General features: G+C 61.1%; 20 protein-coding genes and 3 tRNA genes. 19 read left to right on the forward strand and 4 right to left on the reverse strand.

Going from position 1 to position 23,603, the window contains the following annotated elements; genetic code table 11:
- The 5 genes from Q0D52_RS03555 to sstT all read left to right on the forward strand — a co-directional run bounded on the left by Q0D52_RS03555 (position 1) and on the right by sstT (position 3,451).
- Positions 1-76, forward strand: a tRNA-Lys gene (locus Q0D52_RS03555).
- A 44-nt stretch (positions 77-120) separates the two neighbouring features.
- A tRNA-Lys gene (locus Q0D52_RS03560) sits at positions 121-196 on the forward strand.
- Between the two features lie 148 nt (positions 197-344).
- On the forward strand, positions 345-1,874 hold the full coding sequence (locus Q0D52_RS03565) for an NYN domain-containing protein (protein WP_294380196.1): 1,530 nt from the start codon (positions 345-347) through the stop codon (positions 1,872-1,874).
- Between the two features lie 153 nt (positions 1,875-2,027).
- A tRNA-Leu gene (locus Q0D52_RS03570) sits at positions 2,028-2,113 on the forward strand.
- Between the two features lie 99 nt (positions 2,114-2,212).
- Positions 2,213-3,451 (forward strand): serine/threonine transporter SstT, encoded by a 1,239-nt coding sequence (sstT, locus tag Q0D52_RS03575; RefSeq protein WP_294363034.1) that lies wholly within the window; start codon positions 2,213-2,215, stop codon positions 3,449-3,451.
- Between the two features lie 350 nt (positions 3,452-3,801).
- Here the strand turns inward: sstT and Q0D52_RS03580 are convergent, their stop codons facing one another.
- On the reverse strand, positions 3,802-4,164 hold the full coding sequence (locus tag Q0D52_RS03580) for a hypothetical protein (RefSeq protein ID WP_294363032.1): 363 nt from the start codon (positions 4,162-4,164) through the stop codon (positions 3,802-3,804).
- 253 nt (positions 4,165-4,417) lie between these two features.
- On the opposite strand from Q0D52_RS03580, the gene tig reads away from it, so the two are divergent.
- From tig to Q0D52_RS03635, 11 genes are all read left to right on the forward strand, one after another.
- A complete protein-coding gene (tig, locus tag Q0D52_RS03585; RefSeq protein WP_294363031.1) occupies positions 4,418-5,800 on the forward strand; it encodes a trigger factor in 1,383 nt (460 codons plus the stop codon).
- A gap of 182 nt (positions 5,801-5,982) precedes the next feature.
- Positions 5,983-6,603, forward strand: a complete 621-nt coding sequence (locus Q0D52_RS03590) for an ATP-dependent Clp protease proteolytic subunit (RefSeq protein WP_042433952.1) — start codon at positions 5,983-5,985, stop codon at positions 6,601-6,603.
- A gap of 14 nt (positions 6,604-6,617) precedes the next feature.
- Positions 6,618-7,970, forward strand: a complete 1,353-nt coding sequence (gene clpX / locus Q0D52_RS03595; RefSeq protein WP_294380199.1) for an ATP-dependent Clp protease ATP-binding subunit ClpX — start codon at positions 6,618-6,620, stop codon at positions 7,968-7,970.
- 1 nt (position 7,971) lies between these two features.
- Positions 7,972-10,647, forward strand: coding sequence for a valine--tRNA ligase (locus Q0D52_RS03600; protein WP_294380201.1), 2,676 nt, complete (start codon positions 7,972-7,974; stop codon positions 10,645-10,647).
- A gap of 123 nt (positions 10,648-10,770) precedes the next feature.
- A complete protein-coding gene (gene rplS, locus Q0D52_RS03605) occupies positions 10,771-11,118 on the forward strand; it encodes a 50S ribosomal protein L19 (RefSeq protein ID WP_042433961.1) in 348 nt (115 codons plus the stop codon).
- A 276-nt stretch (positions 11,119-11,394) separates the two neighbouring features.
- Positions 11,395-12,174 carry a ribonuclease HII gene (locus Q0D52_RS03610; protein WP_294380203.1) on the forward strand — a complete coding sequence of 260 codons (780 nt, stop codon included), beginning with the start codon at positions 11,395-11,397 and terminating at the stop codon, positions 12,172-12,174.
- A 392-nt stretch (positions 12,175-12,566) separates the two neighbouring features.
- Entirely contained in the window at positions 12,567-13,241 is a 675-nt protein-coding gene (locus tag Q0D52_RS03615) for a YraN family protein (protein ID WP_294380205.1), read from the forward strand.
- Positions 13,238-14,728, forward strand: a complete 1,491-nt coding sequence (locus tag Q0D52_RS03620) for a YifB family Mg chelatase-like AAA ATPase (RefSeq protein WP_294380206.1) — start codon at positions 13,238-13,240, stop codon at positions 14,726-14,728. The genes Q0D52_RS03615 and Q0D52_RS03620 overlap by 4 nt, the downstream gene beginning before the upstream one ends.
- Entirely contained in the window at positions 14,728-15,702 is a 975-nt protein-coding gene (gene dprA, locus Q0D52_RS03625) for a DNA-processing protein DprA (protein ID WP_294380208.1), read from the forward strand. Before Q0D52_RS03620 ends, dprA begins: the two co-directional genes overlap by 1 nt.
- Positions 15,703-15,731: 29 nt before the next feature.
- Entirely contained in the window at positions 15,732-17,120 is a 1,389-nt protein-coding gene (trmFO, locus tag Q0D52_RS03630; protein ID WP_294380210.1) for a methylenetetrahydrofolate--tRNA-(uracil(54)-C(5))-methyltransferase (FADH(2)-oxidizing) TrmFO, read from the forward strand.
- Between the two features lie 43 nt (positions 17,121-17,163).
- Positions 17,164-18,081, forward strand: coding sequence for a tyrosine recombinase (locus Q0D52_RS03635; RefSeq protein WP_294380211.1), 918 nt, complete (start codon positions 17,164-17,166; stop codon positions 18,079-18,081).
- A gap of 16 nt (positions 18,082-18,097) precedes the next feature.
- Here the strand turns inward: Q0D52_RS03635 and Q0D52_RS03640 are convergent, their stop codons facing one another.
- Together Q0D52_RS03640 and Q0D52_RS03645 are read right to left on the reverse strand one after the other, a co-directional pair.
- Entirely contained in the window at positions 18,098-18,445 is a 348-nt protein-coding gene (locus tag Q0D52_RS03640) for a nitrous oxide-stimulated promoter family protein (RefSeq protein ID WP_294363020.1), read from the reverse strand.
- A 12-nt stretch (positions 18,446-18,457) separates the two neighbouring features.
- The gene (locus tag Q0D52_RS03645) at positions 18,458-19,225 is read right to left on the reverse strand and encodes a hypothetical protein (RefSeq protein ID WP_294380215.1); all 768 of its coding nucleotides are present in this window, start codon (positions 19,223-19,225) and stop codon (positions 18,458-18,460) included.
- 315 nt (positions 19,226-19,540) lie between these two features.
- Here Q0D52_RS03645 and Q0D52_RS03650 point away from each other — a divergent pair, with 315 nt between their 5' ends.
- A complete protein-coding gene (locus Q0D52_RS03650; protein ID WP_294380217.1) occupies positions 19,541-20,425 on the forward strand; it encodes a TerC family protein in 885 nt (294 codons plus the stop codon).
- A 162-nt stretch (positions 20,426-20,587) separates the two neighbouring features.
- On the opposite strand, the gene Q0D52_RS03655 is transcribed toward Q0D52_RS03650, so the two are convergent.
- Positions 20,588-21,499 carry a diacylglycerol kinase family protein gene (locus Q0D52_RS03655; RefSeq protein ID WP_294380220.1) on the reverse strand — a complete coding sequence of 304 codons (912 nt, stop codon included), beginning with the start codon at positions 21,497-21,499 and terminating at the stop codon, positions 20,588-20,590.
- A 53-nt stretch (positions 21,500-21,552) separates the two neighbouring features.
- Between Q0D52_RS03655 and rnd the strand changes: the two genes are divergently transcribed.
- On the forward strand, positions 21,553-22,722 hold the full coding sequence (gene rnd, locus Q0D52_RS03660; RefSeq protein ID WP_294380222.1) for a ribonuclease D: 1,170 nt from the start codon (positions 21,553-21,555) through the stop codon (positions 22,720-22,722).
- 217 nt (positions 22,723-22,939) lie between these two features.
- A complete protein-coding gene (locus Q0D52_RS03665) occupies positions 22,940-23,602 on the forward strand; it encodes a zinc metallopeptidase (protein ID WP_294361133.1) in 663 nt (220 codons plus the stop codon).
- Position 23,603: the final 1 nt, after the last annotated feature.

A 23,603-nucleotide genomic window follows, 5' to 3' on the forward strand; every position in this document is an offset into this window, starting at 1 on the left:
GGACCGTTAGCTTAGTTGGTAGAGCAGGGGACTCTTAATCCCAAGGTCCGGGGTTCGAGTCCCCGACGGTCCACCATGTAAACACGCTTGTTAAGCGAACCTTCACATATTCTTTTTCTTGGACTGTTAGCTTAGTTGGTAGAGCAGGGGACTCTTAATCCCAAGGTCCGGGGTTCGAGTCCCCGACAGTCCACCATGCGAACTCAAGCCCTGCGAAAGCGGGGCTTTTTCTTTTCCTGAACCTCCTGCGTGCAAGAACGCGCAATTGGTTCGTGCTTGCGGAGCTGTCGTACAATATTTACGACACATCATGCCCATGGGAGCAGATCCCAAAAGGAGACATATTGGATTCCAAATCATCCGAGAAACGGTTCGCGCTCATCATCGATGCGGATAACGTTTCGGCGAAGTACATCAAACCTATCACCGATGAGCTATCGAAATACGGCACCATCACGTACAAGCGTATCTACGGTGACTGGACAAGCACGTTGCACGCCAAATGGAAGGATGCGCTGCTTGAGAACTCGATCACGCCCATTCAACAGTTCAGCTACACCACAGGCAAAAATGCCACCGATTCTGCCATGATCATCGACGCGATGGACATCATGTATACCGGGTCGGTCGAGGGTTTCTGCATCGTTTCGAGCGATAGCGACTTCACGCGTCTTGCTAGCCGCATTCGCGAAAGCGGACTGACCGTCATCGGCATGGGCGAGAAGAAGACTCCCGTGCCGTTTCGCAAAGCGTGCGATATCTTTACCACGCTTGAGCTGCTTGTAGGCGATAGCGGCAAAGCATCCCGTCGTGGGCACCGAGGTCAAACCGCCTCGGCTGCAGGGCAGGGAAGCGGGCCGAGCATCGAGCAGGTCGAGCGCGCCGTGGCCGATATCGTCACGGATAACCAGAACAACGGCAAAGCCACGGGCCTTGGAGAGGTCGGCAGCCGTCTTCTCAAACGCTACCCAGATTTCGACGTGCGCAGCTATGGCACCAATCAGCTCACGAAGCTGCTCGGCGAATTCTCCAGTGTCCAGGTCACCAAGGACGGCAACAGCGTGATGGTGGAGCTGACGGAAAGCCCCACGGCGTCCGCCGGCGCTCAATCCGGCGATGATGGGCAAACGGGATCGGCGGTTTCGGCGGATTCCGAAAGCCGGATCGAAGACAACGCCGTCGAAACGCAGCAGGGCGCGTCTGAGGTACAGGAGGGCGACAAGCCCCGTCGCTCTCGTAGGTCTCGATCCCGCAGGTCGCGGTCCAGGTCGGGCGGCGTAGGAGATCGAGCGCAACTTGCCGGCAACGAGTCCGTTGATGCGGAGCTCATCGTGGCGAACGACACCGATGCCGAGCAAGTGGTTTCATCTGCGGATGCCGTTGCGGCTGGGAACGATTCGCATGGACAGGCGGATGACGCTCCCGTTGATGCGGCGGGATCGGATGCCGTGGTTGCTGCCAGCGGTTTACCCGATGGACCGGAACCCGAATCGGCCATGGCCGATTCTCCTGAAGGAAGCCGCATGGCCGACGTCGCTGCCGAATCGCCCGCTGATGAGGATAGGGAAGGGTATGCGGCCCAATCCCCGGTTCGAGATCCTCATCAGGCTCGCAGGCGTCGCAAGTCTTCGCAGCCTCGACAGTCCGAGCAAGCTCATGGGCAAACGCCCGAGCAGCTCATCTTCGATGCCGTGCGTCATGCGGGCATCGACGGGGTTGGCGTTGCGGACCTGTCCAAGCTTGTACGCGGCACGTTCAAATCGTTCAAGGTGCGCGACCATGGGTTCGCTCAGATGCGGCAGTACGTCGCATCGCTTGCCGATATCAAGGTTGAAAAGCGGGGCAGCGATTACTTCGCGATGCTGGAGGAATAGGTTCTCGGGACACGCGATGCGTTGAAATACTTGGCGCATCGCGTGTTTCCATCCGGTTAAATCCGCCGTTTAGGGCGATAACCGATTAATCAAGACCCGTTCCTGCCGCTAGTTTTGCTATGATTACAAGGCGCTAATGGCGCACAAGGGCGTGCGGGCGTGGCGGAATTGGCAGACGCGCCAGATTTAGGTTCTGGTGGGCAACCCCCGTGAAGGTTCAAGTCCTTTCGCCCGCACCATTTGAGGGGAGCATGCACGCATGCATGCTCCCCTCAGCTGCTTTATGCTGAAGCTTGCATTCCCTTTTGCGGGGAAGCAGGCGGGAAGGAACGGTTGAAATGGAAACTCTGAAGGCGATCGGGCGGAAGTGGAACGACATCAGCCTGATCAAGCGCATTCTTGTCGGCCTGATCATCGGTGCCGTGCTGGGTGTGTTCTGGCCGGGAAACGACGTGCTCGAGATGTTCGGCACGTTGTTCGTCTCCGCGCTGAAGGGCGTGGCTCCCATCCTGGTGTTCTTCCTGGTCATCAGCGCGCTTGCCAATGCCAAGGGCGCCGGTGCCATGAAGGTGGTCGTGATCTTGTATCTGGCCGCTACGTTCATTGCGGCATTCGTCGCCGTTTTGATGAGCTCCCTGTTCCCGGTGGAGCTTACCCTGGCCGCTGCGCAGGACACCTCCGCGGCTCCCTCCGATATCGGATCGGTGTTCTCCAAGCTTCTGCTGTCCATCGCCTCCAATCCCGTTGATGCCCTCACCAACGCTAATTACCTGGGCATCCTTGCCTGGGCCGTGCTTCTTGGCATTGCCCTGCGCCATGCGAAGGATGGCGTGAAGGACGTCTTCGCGGCTATCTCCGAAGCGGTTTCCCAGGTTGTGCGTTGGATCATCTCCCTGGCGCCCTTCGGCATCATGGGCTTGGTGTACACCTCGGTCAGCACCAACGGCCTTGAGATCTTCACCGAGTACGGCCAGCTTTTGCTCGTGCTGCTCGCGGCTATGGCCGTGGTCGCTTTCGTGACCAACCCGCTTCTGGCGTTCGCGTGCTTCCGTAAGAATCCCTATCCGCTGGTTTGGCGCTGCACGAAGGATTCCGGCGTCACGGCGTTCTTCACCCGCAGCTCCGCTGCTAACATCCCCGTGAACATGGAGCTGTGCAAGAAGCTGGGTCTGAACAAGGACAATTACTCCGTGTCCATCCCCTTGGGAGCCACCATCAACATGGGCGGCGCGGCAGTTACCATTTCCCTTATGGCGATGATGGCTGCGCACACCATGGGCATTCAGGTGGGCTTCGGCACCGCCGTTATCCTGGGCGCGCTTTCCGCCGTGTCGGCTTGCGGCGCTTCCGGTGTCGCCGGCGGCAGCCTGCTGCTCATCCCGCTGGCCTGCAGCTTGTTCGGCATCGGCAACGATGTCGCCATGCAGGTCGTCGGCATCGGTTTCGTCATCGGCGTTATCCAAGACTCCGTGGAGACCGCCATCAACTCCTCCACCGACGTGCTGTTCGCGGCTTCCGCCGAGTACATGCAGTGGCGCCGCGAGGGTCGCGAGTTCAAGCCCGGTGCGGATGCATAGGCTTAAGCGGTAGCTTGCATATTTCGATTTTCAAGGAAGGGACGCAATCGCGCCCCTTCCTTGCGTTTGGCGCTGGTCCGGCGTTCTGGTGAGCTCTGCGTTCGGCATCTCAGCGTTCGAGGTGTGCTTGCGAGGATTGGTGTTGTTGAACATGGCGGCTGCGCGCTGCTTGGCGAATGCCGCAAGCTTCCAAGGTCTGAAAACGGTCATGGGAAGCGTGGACCGGGGAAGGGTCACGCGTTAAGACGCGTTATCGACTGCGTTCGATTTTGCTGTACGAGGCATAGGCGCGGGCAATAAAAAAGGGGCGCCTGAGCGTCCCTGGAGTTTTGCGGAAGATAGGTTGCGGGTTATCCCACGAATCTGCCGAGTAGAAAGCCGATGATCACGCATGCGGCGGCGAAGCAAGCGGAAAGGCCCACAAGACGGGTGTCGTGATGCTTATCCCGGTTGCGCTCTTCTTGCTCCTTGCGTTTTGCGGGGAAGTAGGAATAGCCGTCGGTGGTGATAGCGACCACGGTGCCGCGACGTTCATCCGGGCGTTTGGCAAGCGCCCCGCGTTCGATGAGCTCGCGCTGCAGATCGTCGTCAGGGCGTAACGGGAACGCGCAGCGATAAACCAATTCGCCATCGACGGTGCAGGTTGCGCGTTCGTAATCAAGCAAGCGGCCGAGTTCCCGCTCTTGCAGGATGTTCAGTTCTATGGAAGCCATGATGATTTCCTCTGGTGCGTTGAGTGTGCGTTTTCAGACATAGTTATGATACCCTGAACAGGTTCGTTTTGGTAGGCAAATGTGGCAAGCGGCGCGGTGGTTTTCCGACGTCCCGGTGCGCAGGCGTTCCCTGTGTTTCCGTGGTTCGTTCGTGAACGCGCCACCTCAGCTTTATCGAGCGGAGGGAATGTGCCATAATAACAGGTCGGTGCGCTATAGCACCTGTGAGCAAGTAACGATGGAGGATAGCTACGTGGAAACTAAAGTTGAGGCTCTTGAGGGCAACCGCGCGAAGGTGACCATCACCCTCGATGCCAAGGACGTCGACGCCCGTATCAAGAATACGTATAAGGAATTCGCTAACAAGTACAACTTCCCCGGATTCCGCAAGGGCAAGGCCCCGCGTCCCATTATCGACAACGCGCTGGGCAAGGATGCCGTCCGCGCTTCCGTCGCCGATGAAGTGGTGAACGGCCTTTCCCCTATCGCCATCGACGAAAAGGGCCTGTTCCCCATCAGCAAGCCCGAGTTCGATGAGGTGCCCGGCCTGGTTGAGGACGGCAAGGAGTACTCTTACACCTTCACCATCGAGTGCAAGCCCGAGGTCGAACTGGACAGCTACGAGCCCGTCGAGATCGAGCTTCCCGGCGAAGAGGCCACCGATGAGGAGGTCGAGGACCAGATCGAGCACTTCCGCGAGCATTACTTCACGTTCAAGGATGCCCCGGCCAACACCAAGGTCAAGGTCGACTCCGAGCTGACCATCGCCATGAAGGCCGCCGACGACAAGGGCGAGGACATCGAGAGCCTGACCACCGAGGAGCGCCCCTACACCATGGGCGCCGGCCTTCTGCCCGAGGAGTTCGAGGAGAAGCTGGTGGGCCTGAAGAAGGGTCAGACCGCCGAGTTCGATCTGGATATGCCGGCCAACCCGCCCGTGCTGCTGCGCGCACTTAAGGACAAGACCGAGAAGATCCACTTCGACGTCGAGGTCAAGGCCGTTCGCAAGAAGATCCTCCCCGAGGTCACCGATGAGTGGGTCAAGGAGACGCTGGGCTTCGAGAACGTCGAGGAGCTGCGCACCCGTCTGGCCGAGAGCCTGACCGCTCAGAAGAAGGCAATGCTGCCGGGCCTGAAGGAGCGCGCTTGCCTGAACAAGCTCATCGAGCGCATGGAAGTCGAGGTGCCCGCTGCCATGGCCGAGGCCGCCGAGGCCAACCTGCTGCAGGAGCTGTTCCAGCAGCTGCAGGCTTCCGGCATGTCCTTCGACGCCTATCTGCAGCAGATGGGCATGAAGGCCGAGAGCTTCAAGGACGACATCAAGCTGCAGGCTGCCGATAACGTCAAGCAGGACCTGGCTCTGGACGCTTGGGCCCGTCACTTCGATATGCAGGTCTCCGATGCGGACGTCACCATGGAGTTCGTGAAGTCCGGCGTCGAGGATCCGGCTGCCCTGGAAGAGGAATGGCGCAACAACGGCCAGCTGCACATGGTGCGCGAGGGTGTGCTGCGCACGAAGGCCGTCATGGACCTGATGGACAAGGCGGTAGTCACCGAGGTCCAGCCGAAGGCTGACGACGAGAAGCCGGCCAAGAAGGCTGCTAAGAAGGCTGCCAAGGCCGACGACGCCGAATAGCACAAGCTGTTTGCCACTTTCAGCCCGCCCAGGAGGTGCGCGCGTCATCGCGTGCATGCCTGGGCGGGCTGTGGTTACTGCATGAATGCGTCATAGCGCTTGCGCGCGCGGCCATGTTGCCGCACTATAGCTATCAAACCTTTTGGCCGCTGCGGCGGCTTTTCAAGAGAAGCGAGGCTTATATGAGTTTCAACCCACATTCTGCTCTGATTCCCTACGTTGTGGAGCAGTCGCCGCGTGGCGAGCGCAGTTACGATATCTACTCCCGCCTGCTCAACGAGCGCATCATCTTTTTGGGCGAGCAAATCGACGATCAGGTGGCCAACTCCGTGGTCGCCCAGCTGCTTCATCTGGAATCGGCCGATCCTGAAAAGGACATCAGCCTCTACATCAACTCCCCGGGCGGCAGCGTGACCGCCGGCCTGGGCATTCTCGACACCATGAACTTCATCAAGTGCGACGTCTCCACCATCTGCCTGGGCGAGTGCGCTTCCATGGCGGCTGTGCTGCTGTCCAACGGTGCGAAGGGCAAGCGTCTTTGCCTGCCTAATTCCATGGTGCTCATCCATCAGCCTTCCGGCGGTGCCCAGGGCCAGCAGACCGAGATCGCCATCGTGGCCGATTTCATGCTGAAAACCCGCCAGCGCCTGAACAAGATCCTGGCTGACAACACCGGCCAGTCTCTTGATACCATCCAGCGCGACACCGAGCGTGACAACTATATGACCGCCGAGCAGGCTCTCGAGTACGGCCTTGTCGACCGTATCGTCACGTCCCGTGCGGCAATGGCCAAATCTGAATAGGAACGATAAACTCGATGAACGATAGACACGACGATCAATACGCGGGCAAGGACCCCAAGGACATCGTGTGCGCATTCTGCGGCAAGCATCCGCATCAGGTTGCGGCCATGATCTCGGGCCCGAACGGCATCTATATCTGCGACGAGTGCATCTCCGTATGCGCCGATGCCATGATGCGCGATCTGGGTTTGCAGGTGCCCCCTATGGGCGAGGCCGGCGGCGACAGGGTTGTCGAGGCGCATATGGAGCAACAGGGTGCGCCAAGCCCCGAGCTCGTGCTCTCGCAGCTGCCCACGCCTCATGAGCTGTACGCCGAGCTGTCGGAGCATGTGGTGGGGCAGGAGGCAGTGAAACGAGCTTTGTCCGTTGCGGTGTATAACCACTACAAGCGCATCAGCCTTGGCGAGCAGGCCAAGGAAGGCGATGTCGAGCTTGCGAAATCCAATATCATGCTGTTGGGACCGACGGGCTCCGGTAAAACGCTGCTTGCGCAAACGCTTGCCCGTACGCTGCAGGTTCCGTTCGCCATCGCTGATGCAACCACCCTCACCGAGGCCGGTTATGTCGGCGAGGACGTTGAGAACATCCTGCTCAAGCTGATCACGGCCGCGGATTTCAATATCGAGCGGGCCGAGATCGGCATTATCTACATCGACGAGATCGACAAGGTAGCACGTAAGGCGGAGAACTTGTCCATCACGCGCGATGTTTCGGGCGAGGGCGTTCAGCAGGCGTTGCTCAAAATCGTCGAGGGTACCGAGGCGTCGGTGCCGCCGCAGGGTGGCCGTAAGCATCCTCAGCAGGAGCTTATCCATATCGACACCACCAACATCCTGTTCATCTTGGGCGGCGCGTTCGTGGGCTTGGCCGACATCATCGCCGAGCGCGTGGGCAAGTCGGGTCTGGGCTTCAACGCCGATATGCCCGAGTCGAAAAAGCACGCCGATGCGGCGCTGTTGGCCCAGGTCCTGCCTGAGGACCTGAACAAGTTCGGTATGATCCCCGAATTCGTCGGCCGCATCCCCGTCGTCACCAGCTTGTCCGAGCTTTCGGAGGATGACTTGGTGCGCATCTTGACCGAGCCGAAGAACGCGCTGGTCAAGCAGTATAAGCGCATGTTCGAATTTGAGGAATCCGAACTTTCGTTTACCGACGAGTCCCTTCGTGCCATCGCCCGCGAGGCTTTAGAGCATGGTACGGGAGCTCGCGGCCTGCGCAGCATCTGCGAGCGCGTGCTGCAAAACGTTATGTACGACCTGCCGGAGCACCAAGGTGCTTCGAGGGTGGTGGTTCGCGCCACCGATATCACGGGGGAGACCACCCCGGTGATCGCCTCTATTCCCGAGCAACCGGAAATGAGCGTCTAATATGGAAGAAATGCCGAAAACCTACGATACCGCCGCCGTTGAGCAGCGCATGCTGGACAAGTGGCTTGAAGGCGACTACTACCGTCGCAGCGCCGGCGTCGGCGATTGCACGGTGACCATCCCGCCGCCGAACGTCACGGGCAAGCTGCATATGGGCCATGCCATGGATGACACCATCCAGGATACCTTCGTTCGCTTCAATCGCATGCGCGGGCTTTCCACGCGTTGGATCCTTGGTACGGACCATGCCGGCATCGCCACCCAAACCAAGGTGGACAAGAAGCTTGCCGCCGAGGGCATCTCGCGCCGCGAGATCGGCCGCGACAAGTTCATCGATGCGTGCTGGGATTGGACCAACGAATACGGTGGGTTCATCGTTGAACAGGTCAAGCGCATGGGCTGCTCCGTCGATTTCTCCGATCCGCACTTCACCATGGACGAGGATTACGCCAAGGGCGTGCGCAAGGTGTTTTGCGATTGGTATCACGACGACCTGATCTATCGCGGTAAGCGCATTGTGAACTGGTGCCCGCATTGCACCACCGCCATCGCCGACGACGAGGCGGAGTACAAGGAGGAAGACGGCCATCTGTGGCATCTGCGCTACCCGCTGGTAGAGCCCATTGATGGTCAGGAATACATCGTGGTCGCCACCACTCGTCCGGAAACCATGCTCGGCGACACGGGCGTTGCGGTATCCCCGAAAGATCACGACAAGGACAAGTTCGTGGGCGCGAAGGTCATGCTGCCCATCATGGATCGCGAGATTCCCATCTTCTCCGATTTCTATGTTGACGCGGGCTTCGGTTCCGGTTTCGTGAAGGTCACCCCCGCCCACGACCCCAACGACTTCGCCATGGGCGAGCGCCACGGCTTGGAGAAGATCAACATCTTCGACGAGACGGCGCATGTTGTGGAAGGCTATGGCCAGTTCACCGGCATGAGCCGTGAGGAGTGCCGCGAGGCCGTGGTGGCGTGGTTCGAGGAGCATGGCCTGCTCGATCACGTCGAGGACCATCATCATTCGGTCATGCACTGCTACCGCTGCGACTCCGCGTTGGAGCCGTGGCTGTCCGAGCAGTGGTTCGTGGCCGTCGATAAGCTGAAGGGCCCGGCCACCGAGGCCGTTACCTCCGGCAACATCAAGTTCCACCCCGAGCGCTGGACGCAGTCCTACCTCACCTGGATGGAGAACCTCAAGGATTGGTGCATCTCCCGCCAGCTGTGGTGGGGCCATCGCATCCCTGTGTTCTACTGCGAGGATTGCGGTTGGGAAGATGCGCTCATGGAAGACGTCGATGTGTGCCCGAAGTGCGGCGGTCATCACGTCCGTCAGGACGAGGACGTGCTCGATACCTGGTTCTCCAGCCAGCTGTGGACGTTCGCCACGCAGGGATGGCCCGACAACATGGAGCTTCTGAAGGGGCATCATCCCACTGCGGCCTTGTTCACCGCGCGTGACATCATCGCGCTGTGGGTTGCGCGCATGATCATGGCCTCTACGTACTTCCTTGATGAGATCCCGTTCCATGACGTTGTCATTTACGCCACCATCTTGGCCAAGGACGGCACCCGCATGTCCAAGTCCAAGGGCAACGGCGTCAACCCCATGGACCTTATCGAGAAGTACGGTGCGGACGCCATGCGCTTCAACCTGCTGACGCTCGTCACCAACAACCAGGACGTCCGCTTCGATGCCAACATCGACAAGAAGACCCGCGAGCTTATCGATAGCCCGCGCACCGAGCAGGCGCGTTCGTTCGTCACGAAGATCTGGAACGCCAGCCGCTTCGTGTTGGGCAACCTTGAGGGCTTCACGCCCGGCAAGCCCGTAGCGCGCACGCAGGCCGATGCATGGATCTTCAGCCGCCTGGCACGCCTCTCGAAGGTGGTCACGGAGGGAATCACAGCGTACCAGTTCGGCGAGGTTGCACGTGAGCTGCATAACTTCTTCTGGAACGAGTTCTGCGACTGGTATATCGAGTTCTCCAAGGCCAGCCTGCGCGCTGAAGGCGAGGAGCGTCTGCAGACGCAGCGCAATCTGGTGTTCGTGCTGGACAACGCGCTTCGTCTGCTGCATCCGGCCATGCCGTTCGTGACCGAGGCCATTTGGGAGCACCTGCCCAAGGCGGAAGGCGAGAAGCCCGCGCTGATGGTCGCCGCTTGGCCCGAGCCTGAAACGCTTGCGGCCTGGATCGATCCCGACGCCGAGCGCGCGGTCGGTATGCTGTGCGGCGTTGTGGGCGCTGTGCGCTCCACGCGCGCCCGCTATGGCATCAGCCCCAAGCAGGAGCTTGCCGTCACGGTGAACGCGCAGCCCGAGAACGTTGCCGTGCTCGAGGAGCTTTCCTCTCAGATCGAGGCAATGGCCCGCGTGTCCAAGCTCACGGTTGCCGCCGGGGCGTCCAAGCCCGCAGAAAGCGCTGCCGCGGTGGTCGAAGGCGCCGAGGTGTACAGCGTGCTCACCGGCATGGTCGATTTCGATGCCGAGCGCAGCCGTCTTGCCAAGGAGCAGAAGAAGCTGGCGGGCGATGCCGCCAAGTTCTCCAAGAAGCTGTCCAATCCGGGCTTCTTGGCAAAGGCCGCTCCCGAAATCGTGGAGAAGGACCGCGCCAAGCTCGCCGAGATTGAAGATCAACTCGCCCGCGTTGAGACTCAGCTGGCCGAACTTGGATAGTTTGCGAAGGAATTCGCAGCTAGCGGACCAAAAGCTTGCACGATAGGGGCAATGGCGGTATACTGTCCAATCGTGTCTTGTGACAAGTAAAGGTTTTACTGAACATATAAGAAGGAACAGGCAATGGATATCATTCGCGCAATCGAGCAGCAGCAGATCAAGTCCGATCTTCCCGAATTCCACGTTGGCGACAACGTCAAGGTTCACTACCGCATCACCGAGGGTAACCGTGAGCGTATCCAGGTGTTCCAGGGCGACGTGATCCGTCGCCACGGTCATGGCGTTCGCGAGACGTTCACCGTCCGTAAGATCAGCTTCTCCATCGGCGTTGAGCGTACCTTCCCGGTGCATTCCCCGAAGATCGACAAGATCGAGGTCACGCGTAAGGGCGACGTCCGTCGCGCCAAGCTGTACTACCTCCGCGACAAGGTGGGCAAGGCCGCCAAGATCAAGGAGAAGTCCTTCCGCTAAGCCGACATTCGGCATTTGCGACTTCAAGAACCCCTCGTCCGATTGGAGGAGGGGTTCTTTTTGGTTCGAGAATGCATGTTCTGCCTGAGCATCCATTGGATAGGGCTTTATCTGCTCGAACGGGAAAGCTCCGAGGGATTTGGGTTCTACGTGGTTGTTGGGCGCTCGTGCTCATCCCGATCGTGCGTTCTCGATTGCGATTTCGATATAGGCCGCTTGCGCGTTAGGGGATGGTAGCGGTCTTGCGTTCGTTTGCGTTATATGGGAGAGGAAACCATGGGTCCAACGGTTGCGGAGATCAAATCGAAGCTGCAAGCTGCCGATGCTGCCGAGTTCGCCGTTCTCGAGCGGTCGTTGGTCGCAGACACGCGAAAGGGCGTGCGTGCGGCGGTAGAATCGGCGCGAAGGCGACTTGCCGCCGAGGCCCAGGAATCAGCGCGTTTAGAGGGCATGTACTCGTTCCAAAGCGATATCGCCCACGGCGGTATCGTGGTCGGCCTTGACGAGGTTGGCCGGGGCCCGTTGGCGGGCCCGTTGGCTGTTGGCGCCGTGGTTCTGCCGGAACAGCCGCATATCCCGGGACTCAACGATTCCAAGCAAGTGAAACCGGAGTCGCGCGAGGCGATCGCGCGTCGTATCAAGGAGATAGCAGTTGCCTGGACGGTACAGTACGTTTCACCCGAGGATATCGACGCCAATGGGATGACGGCATCGTTGTTGAAGGCGTTTCGGGGCGCTCTTGCAGTGGTGGAGTCCGCTGGCGTGAAGCCCGATACGGTGTTGCTGGATGGCAACCCCTTGCATATGGACCCGCGCGAGGTGAACGTGGTGAAGGGCGATGGGAAGTGCGCTTCCATCGCCGCCGCCTCCATTGTGGCGAAGGTCGAACGTGATGCGCTTATGTGCGAGTATGCTCGGCAATACCCGGAGTACGATTTCTCTTCTAACAAAGGATACGCAAGCGCGGCGCATATCCAGGCTATCAAAGAGCATGGGCTTTGCCCGATTCACCGGGCTTCTTTTTGCCACGCATTCACGCAGGAAAGCCTGTTCTGATCGGGGTGCTTGTGCGGATTCCGGCGTTGCATGCGTGGTCGGGCGGCGGTAGCAGGCGGCAATGCCAGTACGTGCGAACATGAAGACTCCCGCGCCTTTGCCGTAGCGTTCGGCAAAGGCGCGGGAGTCTTTTGTTCTAGCCTAGCTTGGCCGTTCGACGGTTTCGCCGGCGATGATCGGCGTTGGGAAGGGGTGCGCCCCCTGTGCGAGGTCCTTGTGCGAAGGTGAGTTATCTCGCCCTTGCGCCCCAATTCGGCACCCTTAGATATGGATGCGCGAAGCCCTTCATTCCCGGCTCTGCAAGTTTGAGCGGGGCTATCTGCAAGGTCTGCACAAGGGTTGTGCAAGATGGTGTCGTTAAGGTGGGTCATAGCGAGGAAAGGAGACCAGCTATGGCCGAATCGCGGCATATCAAGCAAGGAAACGAACAGAGCCCGAACCAGGTGGGACGATCAGCTGCACGCAACACCGAAGATGCCGTGACCGGAAAACGGTTACGAGAACAAGGGGAAGGGTGCACCGATTGTGGTGCATCTGCTGAAATGCCTGGTCAAAATAGGGAAGAGCTCAAACGTGGCTGCTGCCCTGCGGAGGCGGATGGCGGTGATGATGAAGCTGCTGCTGTTTCGCGTACCGATAAGGATGAATCTGCGCAGAGTCCATCCGAGCGCGCCGAGAGCGCTGACGACCAGCCCAATCTTCACAACAAGCGCCTTGGTCGTTTAGGTGAAGACGTTGCTGCGCGTTATCTGGTGTCGCGCGGTTATGAGATCATCGCGCGAAACTGGACGTGCCAGGCTGGCGAGGCCGATATCATCGCGCGCGATGATGATATCTTGGTCTTCGCCGAGGTGAAGACGCGATCGAGCACGGAAAAAGGCTTTCCCAGCGAGGCGGTTGATAGCAAGAAGCGCGGGAAGTACCTTAAGATCGCCGAACTGTTCATAAGCAGATACGATGTGGGTGATGTGCAGGTGCGTTTCGACGTCATGTCGCTCGTGGTTACCGATAACGCCCATGCAACGATCCGCCATTACATCAACGCGTTCGGAACCGAGTCGCAATGAGCGCGTCATGCGTAGTGCATGCCGCCACCTTGCGCGGCGTGCAGGCGGTTCCCGTTGAGGTCGAGGTCTGCGTGGGTAATGGGATGCCGGGTTTTTCGGTCGTCGGCATGGCCGATGCCTCGGTGCAGGAATCGCGTGAGCGCGTACGCGCTGCCTTGCGGGCTTGCGGCTTCGATATGCCAAACAGCAAGGTGGTGGTCAACCTTGCGCCGAGCGCCTTGCGCAAGACCGGCTCGGGGTTCGATCTTCCCATAGCTATAGGCCTGTTGTGCGCTACGGGCCAGGTGAGGCCTGCGGTGCTCGATGGCGCGCTGTTCGCCGGCGAACTGTCCTTGGAAGGGGTTGTGCGGCCGGTCGCCGGCTTGCTCGCATATGCGTTGTGCGCTCAGCGGCAGGGATATGCCCTTGTCAGCGCTGCTGAGGAAGGTGCCGGTCGGATAGAGGGCATAAGGCGGCACGTCATCGAGTCGCTCGGACAGTTGCGTCGTGGGCAGTTCGCCGAACTTGGCGGCGCATTGGCGCCCGAAAAGCCCCAGGAGCTTGATTTTCGCGACATCGCCGGCCACGGCATGGCGAAACGTGCGTTTCAAATCGCCGCGGCAGGCGGTCATGGTCTGCTCATGATGGGTCCTCCCGGCTCAGGGAAGACCATGCTTGCGTCACGACTGCCTTCTATCCTTGCGCCTTTGTCGCGCTCTGAGGCGCTTGAAGCTGCGGTCATCCATTCCGTTGCCGGACGGGATGCTGCGCCGCTGTTGGCGGGCATCAGACCGTTCCATGCGCCGCACCACTGTGCAAGTTTGGCCGGTTTGGTGGGCGGAGGCTCGCCTCCGCGCCCGGGCGCCATATCGTTGGCGCACAACGGCGTGCTGTTCTTGGACGAGCTGCCCGAGTTCGCGCCTTCGGTGCTGCAGGGCATCCGACAGCCCATGGAGGCCGGCGAGGTGGTGGTCATGCGCGCCGACGGCAGCGTGCGGTTCCCTGCGCGCTTCATGCTGGTGGCGGCCGCCAACCCCTGTCCGTGCGGGTTTTTCGGCGACTCCGAACGGTCATGCACGTGCTCGCAGCGCCAGGTGCACCAGTACCAGGGACGCGTGGGCGGGCCGCTCATGGATCGTATCGACGTGCATATCGATGTTGCCCGCATCCCGCCGGGCCAGGTGCTGTCAACGGGGCACGGGACTTCGTCGGCTAAGCTGCGCGAAGGCGTGCTTTCGGCCAGGGAATACGCATCGTGGCGTCGCAGCACCACGGGCTTGGATGAGCGTGCGCGTCAGGCCGAGGTGCTGGTCGAGCCATGTGCCATGAGCGACGCCGACCGCGCTTTCATGGAGAAGCTTGCCTCATCGGGGTCTATGAGCGGACGAGCCATCATGCGCACGCTTGCGCTCGCCCGGACCATCGCCGATATGGAGCAGGTTCCCAAGGTGGGCCGCGATCACCTATGCGAAGCGGTCGGCTTTCGATTGCGCGAAGGCGGTGTGTGATGGCGGTTGGCAAACCTGAGGGGCAGAGCCTGCAGTTGGCTGGGATGAGGACGGTGCTGCTGCCCGACGACCCCCGGTTTCCCGCCGCTTTGCGCGCCATTCCGCGACCGCCGAAGCGGCTCTATGTGCTCGGCGATCCCGAGGCGCTTGCAGAAGGCCTTGCCGTGGTCGGGGCGCGCAAAGCCACGCCTTACGGCATCGGGGCGGCGAAGCGCTTCGCGCGGCTTGCGGCGCAGCGGGGCATCGCGGTGATATCCGGCGGCGCACGGGGGTGCGATGCCGCCGCGCACGAGGCGGCGCTCTCCGAAGGCGCGCCCACGGTGGTGTTTCTAGGCGGCGGATGCGATGTCCCGTACCCTCGGGAGCACGCGGGCCTGTTCGAGCGGATAGCGCTGTCGGGCGGAGCGGTGGTCTCCGAGCACGCTTGGGACGCGCCCGCTTTGCCTCAACAGTTCCGCACGCGGAACCGGCTCATAGCGGGCCTTGCGCGGGCTACGCTCATCGTGGAGGCGGGTTTGCCTTCGGGTACCTTCTCCACCGCCGATGAGGCGCTTGCGGCGGGCCGTGATGTGCTGGTGGTTCCGGGGGCTATCAACTCCGCTTCCTCGAAAGGGGCGAATCGTCTGCTCGTACAGGGCGCGGCTCCCGTGGTCGACGATGAATCGTTTTCCGATGTGCTGTTCAGCGTGTTCGGTTGCTTGAAGATGCAGGAAGCAAGTGAGCTGGCTGGGGAAGGGGGTCGGTCCGGTTCGGGCGGCTTGAAGGGCGCTCGCGGTGCAAAACGTGTGCCCGCGGATCCGATTGCGGCTGCGCTGCAGGCGGAGCCGCTCGGGATGGAGCAGCTCTTCGAGCTGGCGAGCGAGCACTGCGGCAAGCGGGATGCGCGCGTTTGGCTGATGGAGCGGTTGACGATAGGCGAGCAGGCGGGGTTGTTCGCGCGTTATCCTGATGGGCGTTGGGGGCCAACGGTCTAGCGTCTGGTATGCTATGGCGCATGGATACTATGAAACGAATCTCAATCATCGGAGCCGGCCTTGCGGGAAGCGAGGCGGCTTTGCAACTAGCGGACCGAGGGTTCTCGGTCCGCCTTGTGGAAATGCGTCCCGAAAAGGGAACGCCCGTGCACAAAACCGGCTTGTGCGCCGAGCTGGTCTGCTCGAACAGCCTGAAGAGCACGAAGCCGGAAAGCGCGGCGGGCATGCTGAAAGCCGAGCTTGCCGCGCTCGGCTCGCAAGTGCACGCCGCTGCCCTTGACAACGCCGTGGCGGCCGGCGGCGCCCTTGCGGTCGATCGCGAGGCGTTCGCCCGTCAGATAACGCAGCGCATCCAGGGGCACCCCGGGATTAACTTGGAGCACGCGGAGGTATGCACGGTGCAGCAGGCCTGCGAAGGCGCCGATGCCGTCATCTTGGCGTCCGGTCCGTTGACTTCCGATGCTTTGGCTGAATCGCTGTCCCAGATTACCGGGTCGGACCATATGGCGTTCTACGATGCGGCGGCTCCCATCGTCATGGCCGATTCGCTGGACATGGGCAAGCTGTTCCGTCAAAGCCGCTACGAGGATGCGGGCGGGCAGGTGGGCGATTACCTGAACGCGCCGTTTTCGCGCGAAGAATACGAGGCGTTCATCGAGCAGCTGGTTGGCGCCGATCGCGTGATCCGCCGCGAATTCGAAACACGCGATTTGTTCCAGGCCTGCCAGCCTATCGAGGAGATCGCCCGCAAAGGCGTCGATGCGCCTCGCTTCGGCACGCTTAAGCCCGTCGGTCTGACCGATCCCGCCACGGGCAGGCGCCCGTGGGCGGCGTTGCAGCTGCGCGCCGAGGATGCTCACGGGGAAAGCTATAACCTGGTGGGTTTCCAAACCAACTTGACGTTTCCCGAGCAAAAGCGCGTGTTCCGCATGATTCCCGGCTTGGAACAGGCGGAGTTCGCGCGTTATGGCGTCATGCATCGCAACACCTTCATCAACGCTCCGAAGCTGCTGACGCCTGAGCTTCGACTGCGCAGCGTAAGTGGCGTTGAAACGCCGGTGTTCGTGGCGGGTCAATTGGCGGGTACCGAGGGTTATTGCGAGGCCATCCGCTCCGGGCTTCATGCGGCGCTGCATGTGGCCGCGCTGTTCGGTGGCGTGAAGGCTCCGCAGCTGCCGGCGGAAACGGCGTTCGGTGCATTGCTGGCATACGCCACCAGCCCCGAAACGGTCGATTACCAGCCTATGCACGTGAACTTCGGCATCATGGAGCCGCTTGAGCAGCGAATCCGCAACAAGGGGCAGCGCTATGCCGCCTATGCCGAGCGCGGGGCGCAAGCCCTTGAGCGTTATTGCGGCGAGTTGCGCGCTTGCGGGCTTTTGGGCTGCGCGGGGGAAGCTGTCGGGCATGACGCCTAAGGCCGAATCTTCTTGCGACGATAAGGCGCCTAAGGATGTGGATATGCAAGTCTTCGCAGCCATCGAGCGGTTCATCGGCTCGTGGCGTACTGAGCGCAATCCCTCTGAGAACACCTTGCGCGCGTACCGGATCGACTTGCTCGATTACGCCAGGTGGGCAAAGCGCACCCGCGTCGATGGCCTGCATCCCAGCCATCGGCAGCTTCGCCGCTACTTAAGCCAGCTTGAGCAGGCGCAGTATTCGCGCGCGACGGTGAATCGCCGCCTGTCGGCCGTGCGCACCTTCTTCCAGTGGCTCAATGTCAACGGGATGGTATCCGAGGATCCCGCCAGCGCGCTTTCGGGCCCTAAGCAGCCGCAGCGTCTGCCGCATCATCTTCGTCCGCAAGACGTTGCCGTGCTGCTCGGTGTATATGGCAAACGACTTGATTCCCAAGGGCGCGACGAGCGCACGCCCTCCGAGATGCGCAATCAGGCGCTGCTTGAGTTTCTCTACGCATGCGGCGCGCGCGTGTCTGAGGCTTCCGGGTTGTTGCTTTCCGCGGTTGATTTCGACCAGGGGCAATGCCGCGTGCTCGGCAAGGGGTCCAAGGAGCGCATCGTGCCCTTGCACGATCTTGCCCTTTCGAGTATGCGCACGTACCTGCTGTTCGCGCGGCCCGTGCTTGTCAAGGGCAAGGAATGCCCGTACTTCTTCGTTTCGACGCGCGGTAACCAAATGGGAACCGATGCGATTCGCAAGATGTTCAAGCAGGCGCTTGCCGCTGCGGGGCTTCCGTCCACCATCACGCCGCACGACCTGCGCCACACCTTCGCCACCGACGTGCTGGCAGGAGGCGCCGATCTGCGAAGCGTTCAGGAGATGCTCGGGCACGCAAGCCTGTCTACCACGCAGATTTACACGCATACCACCCCCGAGCGTTTAGGCGCCGAACATCATAGGGCGCATCCTAGGGGATAGGCGCCACGGTTTCCGGTTATCTTCCCAGCAAATGCCTGATGGCGGCAATCGGGTGCCTCGTGATCATGCGGGGGCCGCTGTAGCGCATCACTTGGCGGATGCGCTCGCGCATTTCCGGCTTGTAGCAGTGGTTCTCGCAGGCATCGCAGCTGGTTTTCACGTGCATCTTGCGGCATCGGCGCGTTCGCAGCGCGGCGTATTCGTCGAGCTTCGCGCATTCCGGGCACACGGCTTCGCCGCATACCGCGGTTTCGGTCCTGCTGGCTCGTTCGTGGTTGCCGGCGCAATACAGCGCCACCATCTGCGAGATGGTCTTCTCCTCGCGAGCTCGGCGCTTCGCGATCTTCGGGGTGTCTTGTTGCACGTTAGGGCCGCCCTACATCGCCGTCAGGCGGATGCCCACGTATGCTGCGGTGCTCGGCAGGCCCTTGATATCGTACTTGTCCGACAGCGGGGCCGCGGATACGCGCCAGGTGTAGGTGTCGCCATCGATATCGACGGTGCCGGTTTGGAAGGTGTTGCCCACTTCATCGGTGTCCATGGACGCGCTAGAGGCTTCGAATCCCTCGGCGGCTATGGCGGCTTGGATAGCGGCTTCAAGCGTGCTCGAGGAGAAATCGGCGTATTTCACCGCCATGGACAAGGTGTCGGCGCGATCGACGGTAAGCGTCCAGCTGCCATTGAGCAGCAGGGCAGCCTGGGAGGCCGAAAGGCTGCCCAGGCCCTTCGCGTACATGGCCGCGGCATCGGCGACCGTGACATCGGAGGGGAGTTTGACCAGGTCAAGGCCGGCGGTGCCTTCCGCGGTTTGGTTGTACACGGTGTAGCCGGCGGCGGTGAGCGAATCCAGGATGGCCTGATCGTCCATATCCACCATCTGCGTGAGCACGGGAAGGTTGTAACTGACCGATCGCGCGAGGTTCTCCTCGACGCTTGCCTTGCTCTGGGTGTTCGAGTCGCTTACCGCGGTGATGGCGCCGGTGGCTAAGCGAAAGCCGATGATGATGGCGACGACGACGAACACCGCCATGATGATCTTCTGGCTGCGCGGCATGTCTACGGGGCGCAGCAGGCTTGAGCCGTCCATATAGCGTACGTTGCCCTGCTCGATGGAATAATCGGTATGGCGATGGAATAACGACATGGGTACCTGCCTGTCGGTTTTTAGTCGGTTTGTGTGCGTGGGTAAGTATAGCATTGCCCTGAGGGGGCGCTCATGGTAGCCTACGGAATGCCCATGGGGGAGTAGCTGGCAGGACATACCTGCGGTGCGTTCAACATCGTGGCCGGCAACGGTCTGGCGTACCTGAAATTGCAAGACTCATGGCGCAGCGTTTTCCAAGCGTTGCGCCATGAGTCTTTTTTATTGCGCTGCTCATCCGAGGAGACGGGGTCAACCGCGCACCGTGCACCACGGTGCGCTTCGGACCGGACGAAACGACGTAAAGGAGCAATGCAAATGGATTTTTCCATCTTCGCCACGCCCGAAGCTTGGATCAGCTTGTTGACGCTGATGTTTCTGGAGGTGGTCCTGGGTGTGGACAACATCGTGTTCATCTCCATCACCACCAACCGATTGGCGCCCGAGCATCAGCATATCGGCCGTAAGCTCGGCTTGCTGGGCGCCATGATATCGCGCTGCATCTTCCTGTGCTTCGCTAGCTATCTGGTGCACATGACTAAGCCGTTGTTTACCTTGGACCTGGGCTTTTTCCAGCATGCGTTCAATGTGCGCGACCTGGTGCTGCTGGCCGGCGGTGCGTATCTGATCTACAAGGGCATCGATGAGCTTCGCGATGTGCTGGCCTTGACCGAGGAGAAGGCCGCGCACTCCGAGGAGCACAAAGAGATGCATCGCATCGGGCTTGGCCAGGCCATCGTCACCATCATGGTGATGGACCTGGTGTTCTCCATCGACTCGGTCATCACCGCGGTGGGCTTGGCGGAGCATCTGATCATCATGATCATGGCGGTTATCTTCGCAATCGTCATCATGATGGTGTTCATCGACGCCATCGCCGACTTCATCAACAGGCACACGGAGATGAAGATCTTGGCCCTGGTGTTCATCACGGTCATCGGTATGCTGCTGTTCTTCGATTCGCTGGGCATCAACTCGGGCATCGAGGTGCTCGACATGCACATGGAGAAGCTCATGGTGTACTGCGCCATGGTGTTCGCCGTCGTCTTGGAGCTTATCCAAATGCGCTACAACTCGAATCTTGCGAAGTGGAAGGAAAGCCTCAAGAACCAGGGTCGCAAGGTCGAGGAGCTCGAAGGCGGGGAGCGCAAGGTCGAGGAGCTCGAAGGCGAGCAGCGCAAGGGCGAGGCGCTGAACAGCTAGCCTGGTGCTGATGCGTGCTCGAGCGGGTTTTCGTCGGCCGCTTTATGCGGCCGACGGTGTGCTCTTTGCGCAATAGCGTCCGTGCGGCGTTATCGGGCAGCATGCCCGAACGACAACGGCCCTGCAGGTTCGATCCTGCAGGGCCGTTGTCGTCTTGCGGCGCTATTGTTTCTTGAACTGCGAGTAGCCTTCATCGGAGATGAACAGGCGCGTGGCCCGGGGCAGGATGCGCGCGGAAAACGGCGTGGAAAGCCCGGTGGCCTCGCCGTCGTATTGGACCTCCATGGCGGGATCGGCGTCGATCATAACCTCCTTGGCGCGGAAGATCTCCAGCGCATCCGTGCGGTCGGGGAATTCGCCGTCGCGGTCCAAAAGTCCTGCGAACACGGCCGGTATCAGGTCGAACGCGGTTTTCGCCTTCAGCACCACCACGTCGAACTCGCCGTCGCGTGGCTCGTTGTCGTGCGTCACGGTGATATCGAACTGGATTTTGCTGAAGTTCACCAGCAGCACCCCAAGGCCTTCGCTTTGCACTTGCCGGCCGTCTAAGGTGAGCGTGAACTTCGATTGCTGCGGCATGGCGTTGGCCACCGCCGACTGCAGATACGCCATGGGGCCGAGCAATCGTTTGCCGCGCTGCGCCCCGCGCATGATGACGGCGTCGTAGCCCGCACCGGCCATGATGGAGAAACCGAAGCGCTGTCCGTCGACGCAGATCTCGCCCATGTCGAAGTCCAGGGTTTGCCCGTCGCGCACCATCTTGGCCAGCGCATGGGGCTCGAGCGGGCTTGCAAGGTTGAGGGCGAGCAGGTTTGCCGTGCCCGCCGGGAAGGGCAGCACCGGTATGCCGGTGTTTGCCAGCAGGTAGCACACCGTGGCCACGGTGCCGTCTCCGCCCGCTGCGATCACGGCATCGAAGTCCTTCGCATCTGAGAGCAGGGAGCTCACCGGTGTGGTGCCGTTGGTGCAGCGCATGTAGATATCGTCGCCGTCGGCGGCGAAGCTGCGCATGAAATCGTAGATGGCTCCTTCGCCGTATCCCGATGCCAGGTTGTTGATGACAAGCAGTTTCACGGTTTTCCCTTCCGTTGCGGTATTCTTACATCATAAAGCACAACGATATGAACGTGAGGAATTACCGGGTGTATATCGAAGATCAAGAAGCACTGGAGGCGTTCGTCGAGCGAGCACGCCGCTCAAGCGTCCTTGCCATCGACACCGAGTTTTTACGCGAGAAGACCTATTATGCGCGCCTGTGCTTGATCCAGTTCGCCACCGACGACGAGGTGGCGGTGGTCGACCCGTTCGGCATTAAGGACCTGCATGTGCTGGCCCCGCTGCTCGAGGATCCAGATGTGATGAAGGTGTTGCACTCCGGTGGGCAGGACCTTGAGATCTTGTGGCACGAGGTGGGCGTGCTTCCGCAGCCGCTGTTCGACACGCAGGTTGCCGCGGCGCTATTGGGGCACACGCAGCAGATCGGCTACGGGGCATTGGTCGGCGCCGAATGCGGCGTGGCGCTCAAGAAGGTGGATTCCTTCACCGACTGGTCGCGCCGTCCCTTGTCGGAATCCCAGCTGCGTTATGCCGCCGACGACGTCATCTACCTTCCCCGCATGTACGAGCATATGAAGCAGGAATTGGAGCGCCAGGGGCGCCTGCATTGGCTTGACCCTGAATTCGCCGAGATGTGCGATCCCGCTCGCTTCGAATCCGATGAGCGCGAGCGCTATCGCAGGCTCAAGCGCGTCGGCCAGCTATCGCGCAAGCAGCTTGCGGCGGCGCGCGAGGTGGCCGCATGGCGCGAGGTCACGGCGCAGAAGCGCAACGTGCCGCGCAAGTGGGTCATCACCGACGAGCAGATCGTCGAGGCGTGCAAGCGCGAGGCCCGCACCATCGACGAGCTGTTCATGGTGCGAGGCATGCGCGAGAAGCTCAACACCCGCGATGCCCGTACGGTCGCCGGCCTTATGAAGAAGGCGCTGGAATCCGGTCCGCAAAGCTGGCCCGAGCTCGACCGCAGCGGCCGCAACGAGCCCAACGTGGATGCACCGCTCGACCTTATGAGCGCGCTCGTGCGCTTGCGCGCCAAGGAGAACGGAGTGGCGTTCCCTACCTTGGCCAGCCATGACGACCTGGTGCGCATGGCCCGCGGATATCGCCAGGGCATCGATCTGTTGCGCGGATGGCGCCGGGCGCTGGTGGGCGAGGAGCTCATCGAGCTGCTCGAGGGCAAGCTCGTGCTGTCCTTGAACGGCCACGATCTGCACGTCACGCGCCTGGATGGCGAAGAGTAGCTAGCGTGCCGCCCGGTGCGGCAACGTGAACGCGGCGGGCGCGATGCATTTCCGGTAACGGATTGCGAACGTTTCGCGGGAACATTCGTGAAACCGGCGGCAGGGCGTTTCGCTTCGGTATACTTTCCATTCGTTAAACCAAGCGCGCGTCTTCCTGGACGCGCCCCGGGGCGCAGGGTCCGCGCCGTACGCTTTCGATAGGAGTTGCATCATCCACATGAGCATGAGCTATTTGAGCCTGATCGTCGTCACCATGGTCATCGGCATGGGCGCGTCCTGGTACGTGAACCGCCAGATCAACAAGTATTTGCACGTACCCGCATCCACGCGCGTCACCGGCGCTCAGATGGCCGAGATGATGCTGGCGGCCAACGGCGTCCACGGCGTGCAGGTTTATCGCGGCGGCCCGCAGCAGGACCACTTCGACCCGCGCAACAATTCCATCACCTTGGACCCCGACGCGTTCGGCGGCACCTCCATCACGGCCATTGCCACGGCATGCCACGAGGCCGGGCACGCCATCCAGTTCGCGCAGGGGTACGCGCCCATGAAGATTCGCGGTGCGCTCGTGCCGGCGGTGAACTTCGCGTCCAATGCCTGGGTGTTCCTGCTGATGTTCGGCATCTTCATGCAGCTGTCGGGCCTTACCACGCTTGCCATCATCATGTATGCCGTGGTGGTGCTGTTCCAGCTGGTCACGCTGCCCGTCGAGTTCGATGCGTCGCGTCGTGGCCTTGCGTATCTGAAGACCCAGGGCATCACGCAGGCCGAGCAGGGCGGCGCGTATTCCGTGCTGCGCGCTTGCGCGCTCACCTACGTTGCCGCTGCCTTGACGTCCATCCTGCAGCTGCTGTGGCTGCTGCAGTCCCGTGACGAGTAGC

The organism is uncultured Senegalimassilia sp., from assembly GCF_934630535.1.
Classification (GTDB): Bacteria; Actinomycetota; Coriobacteriia; order Coriobacteriales; family Eggerthellaceae; genus Senegalimassilia.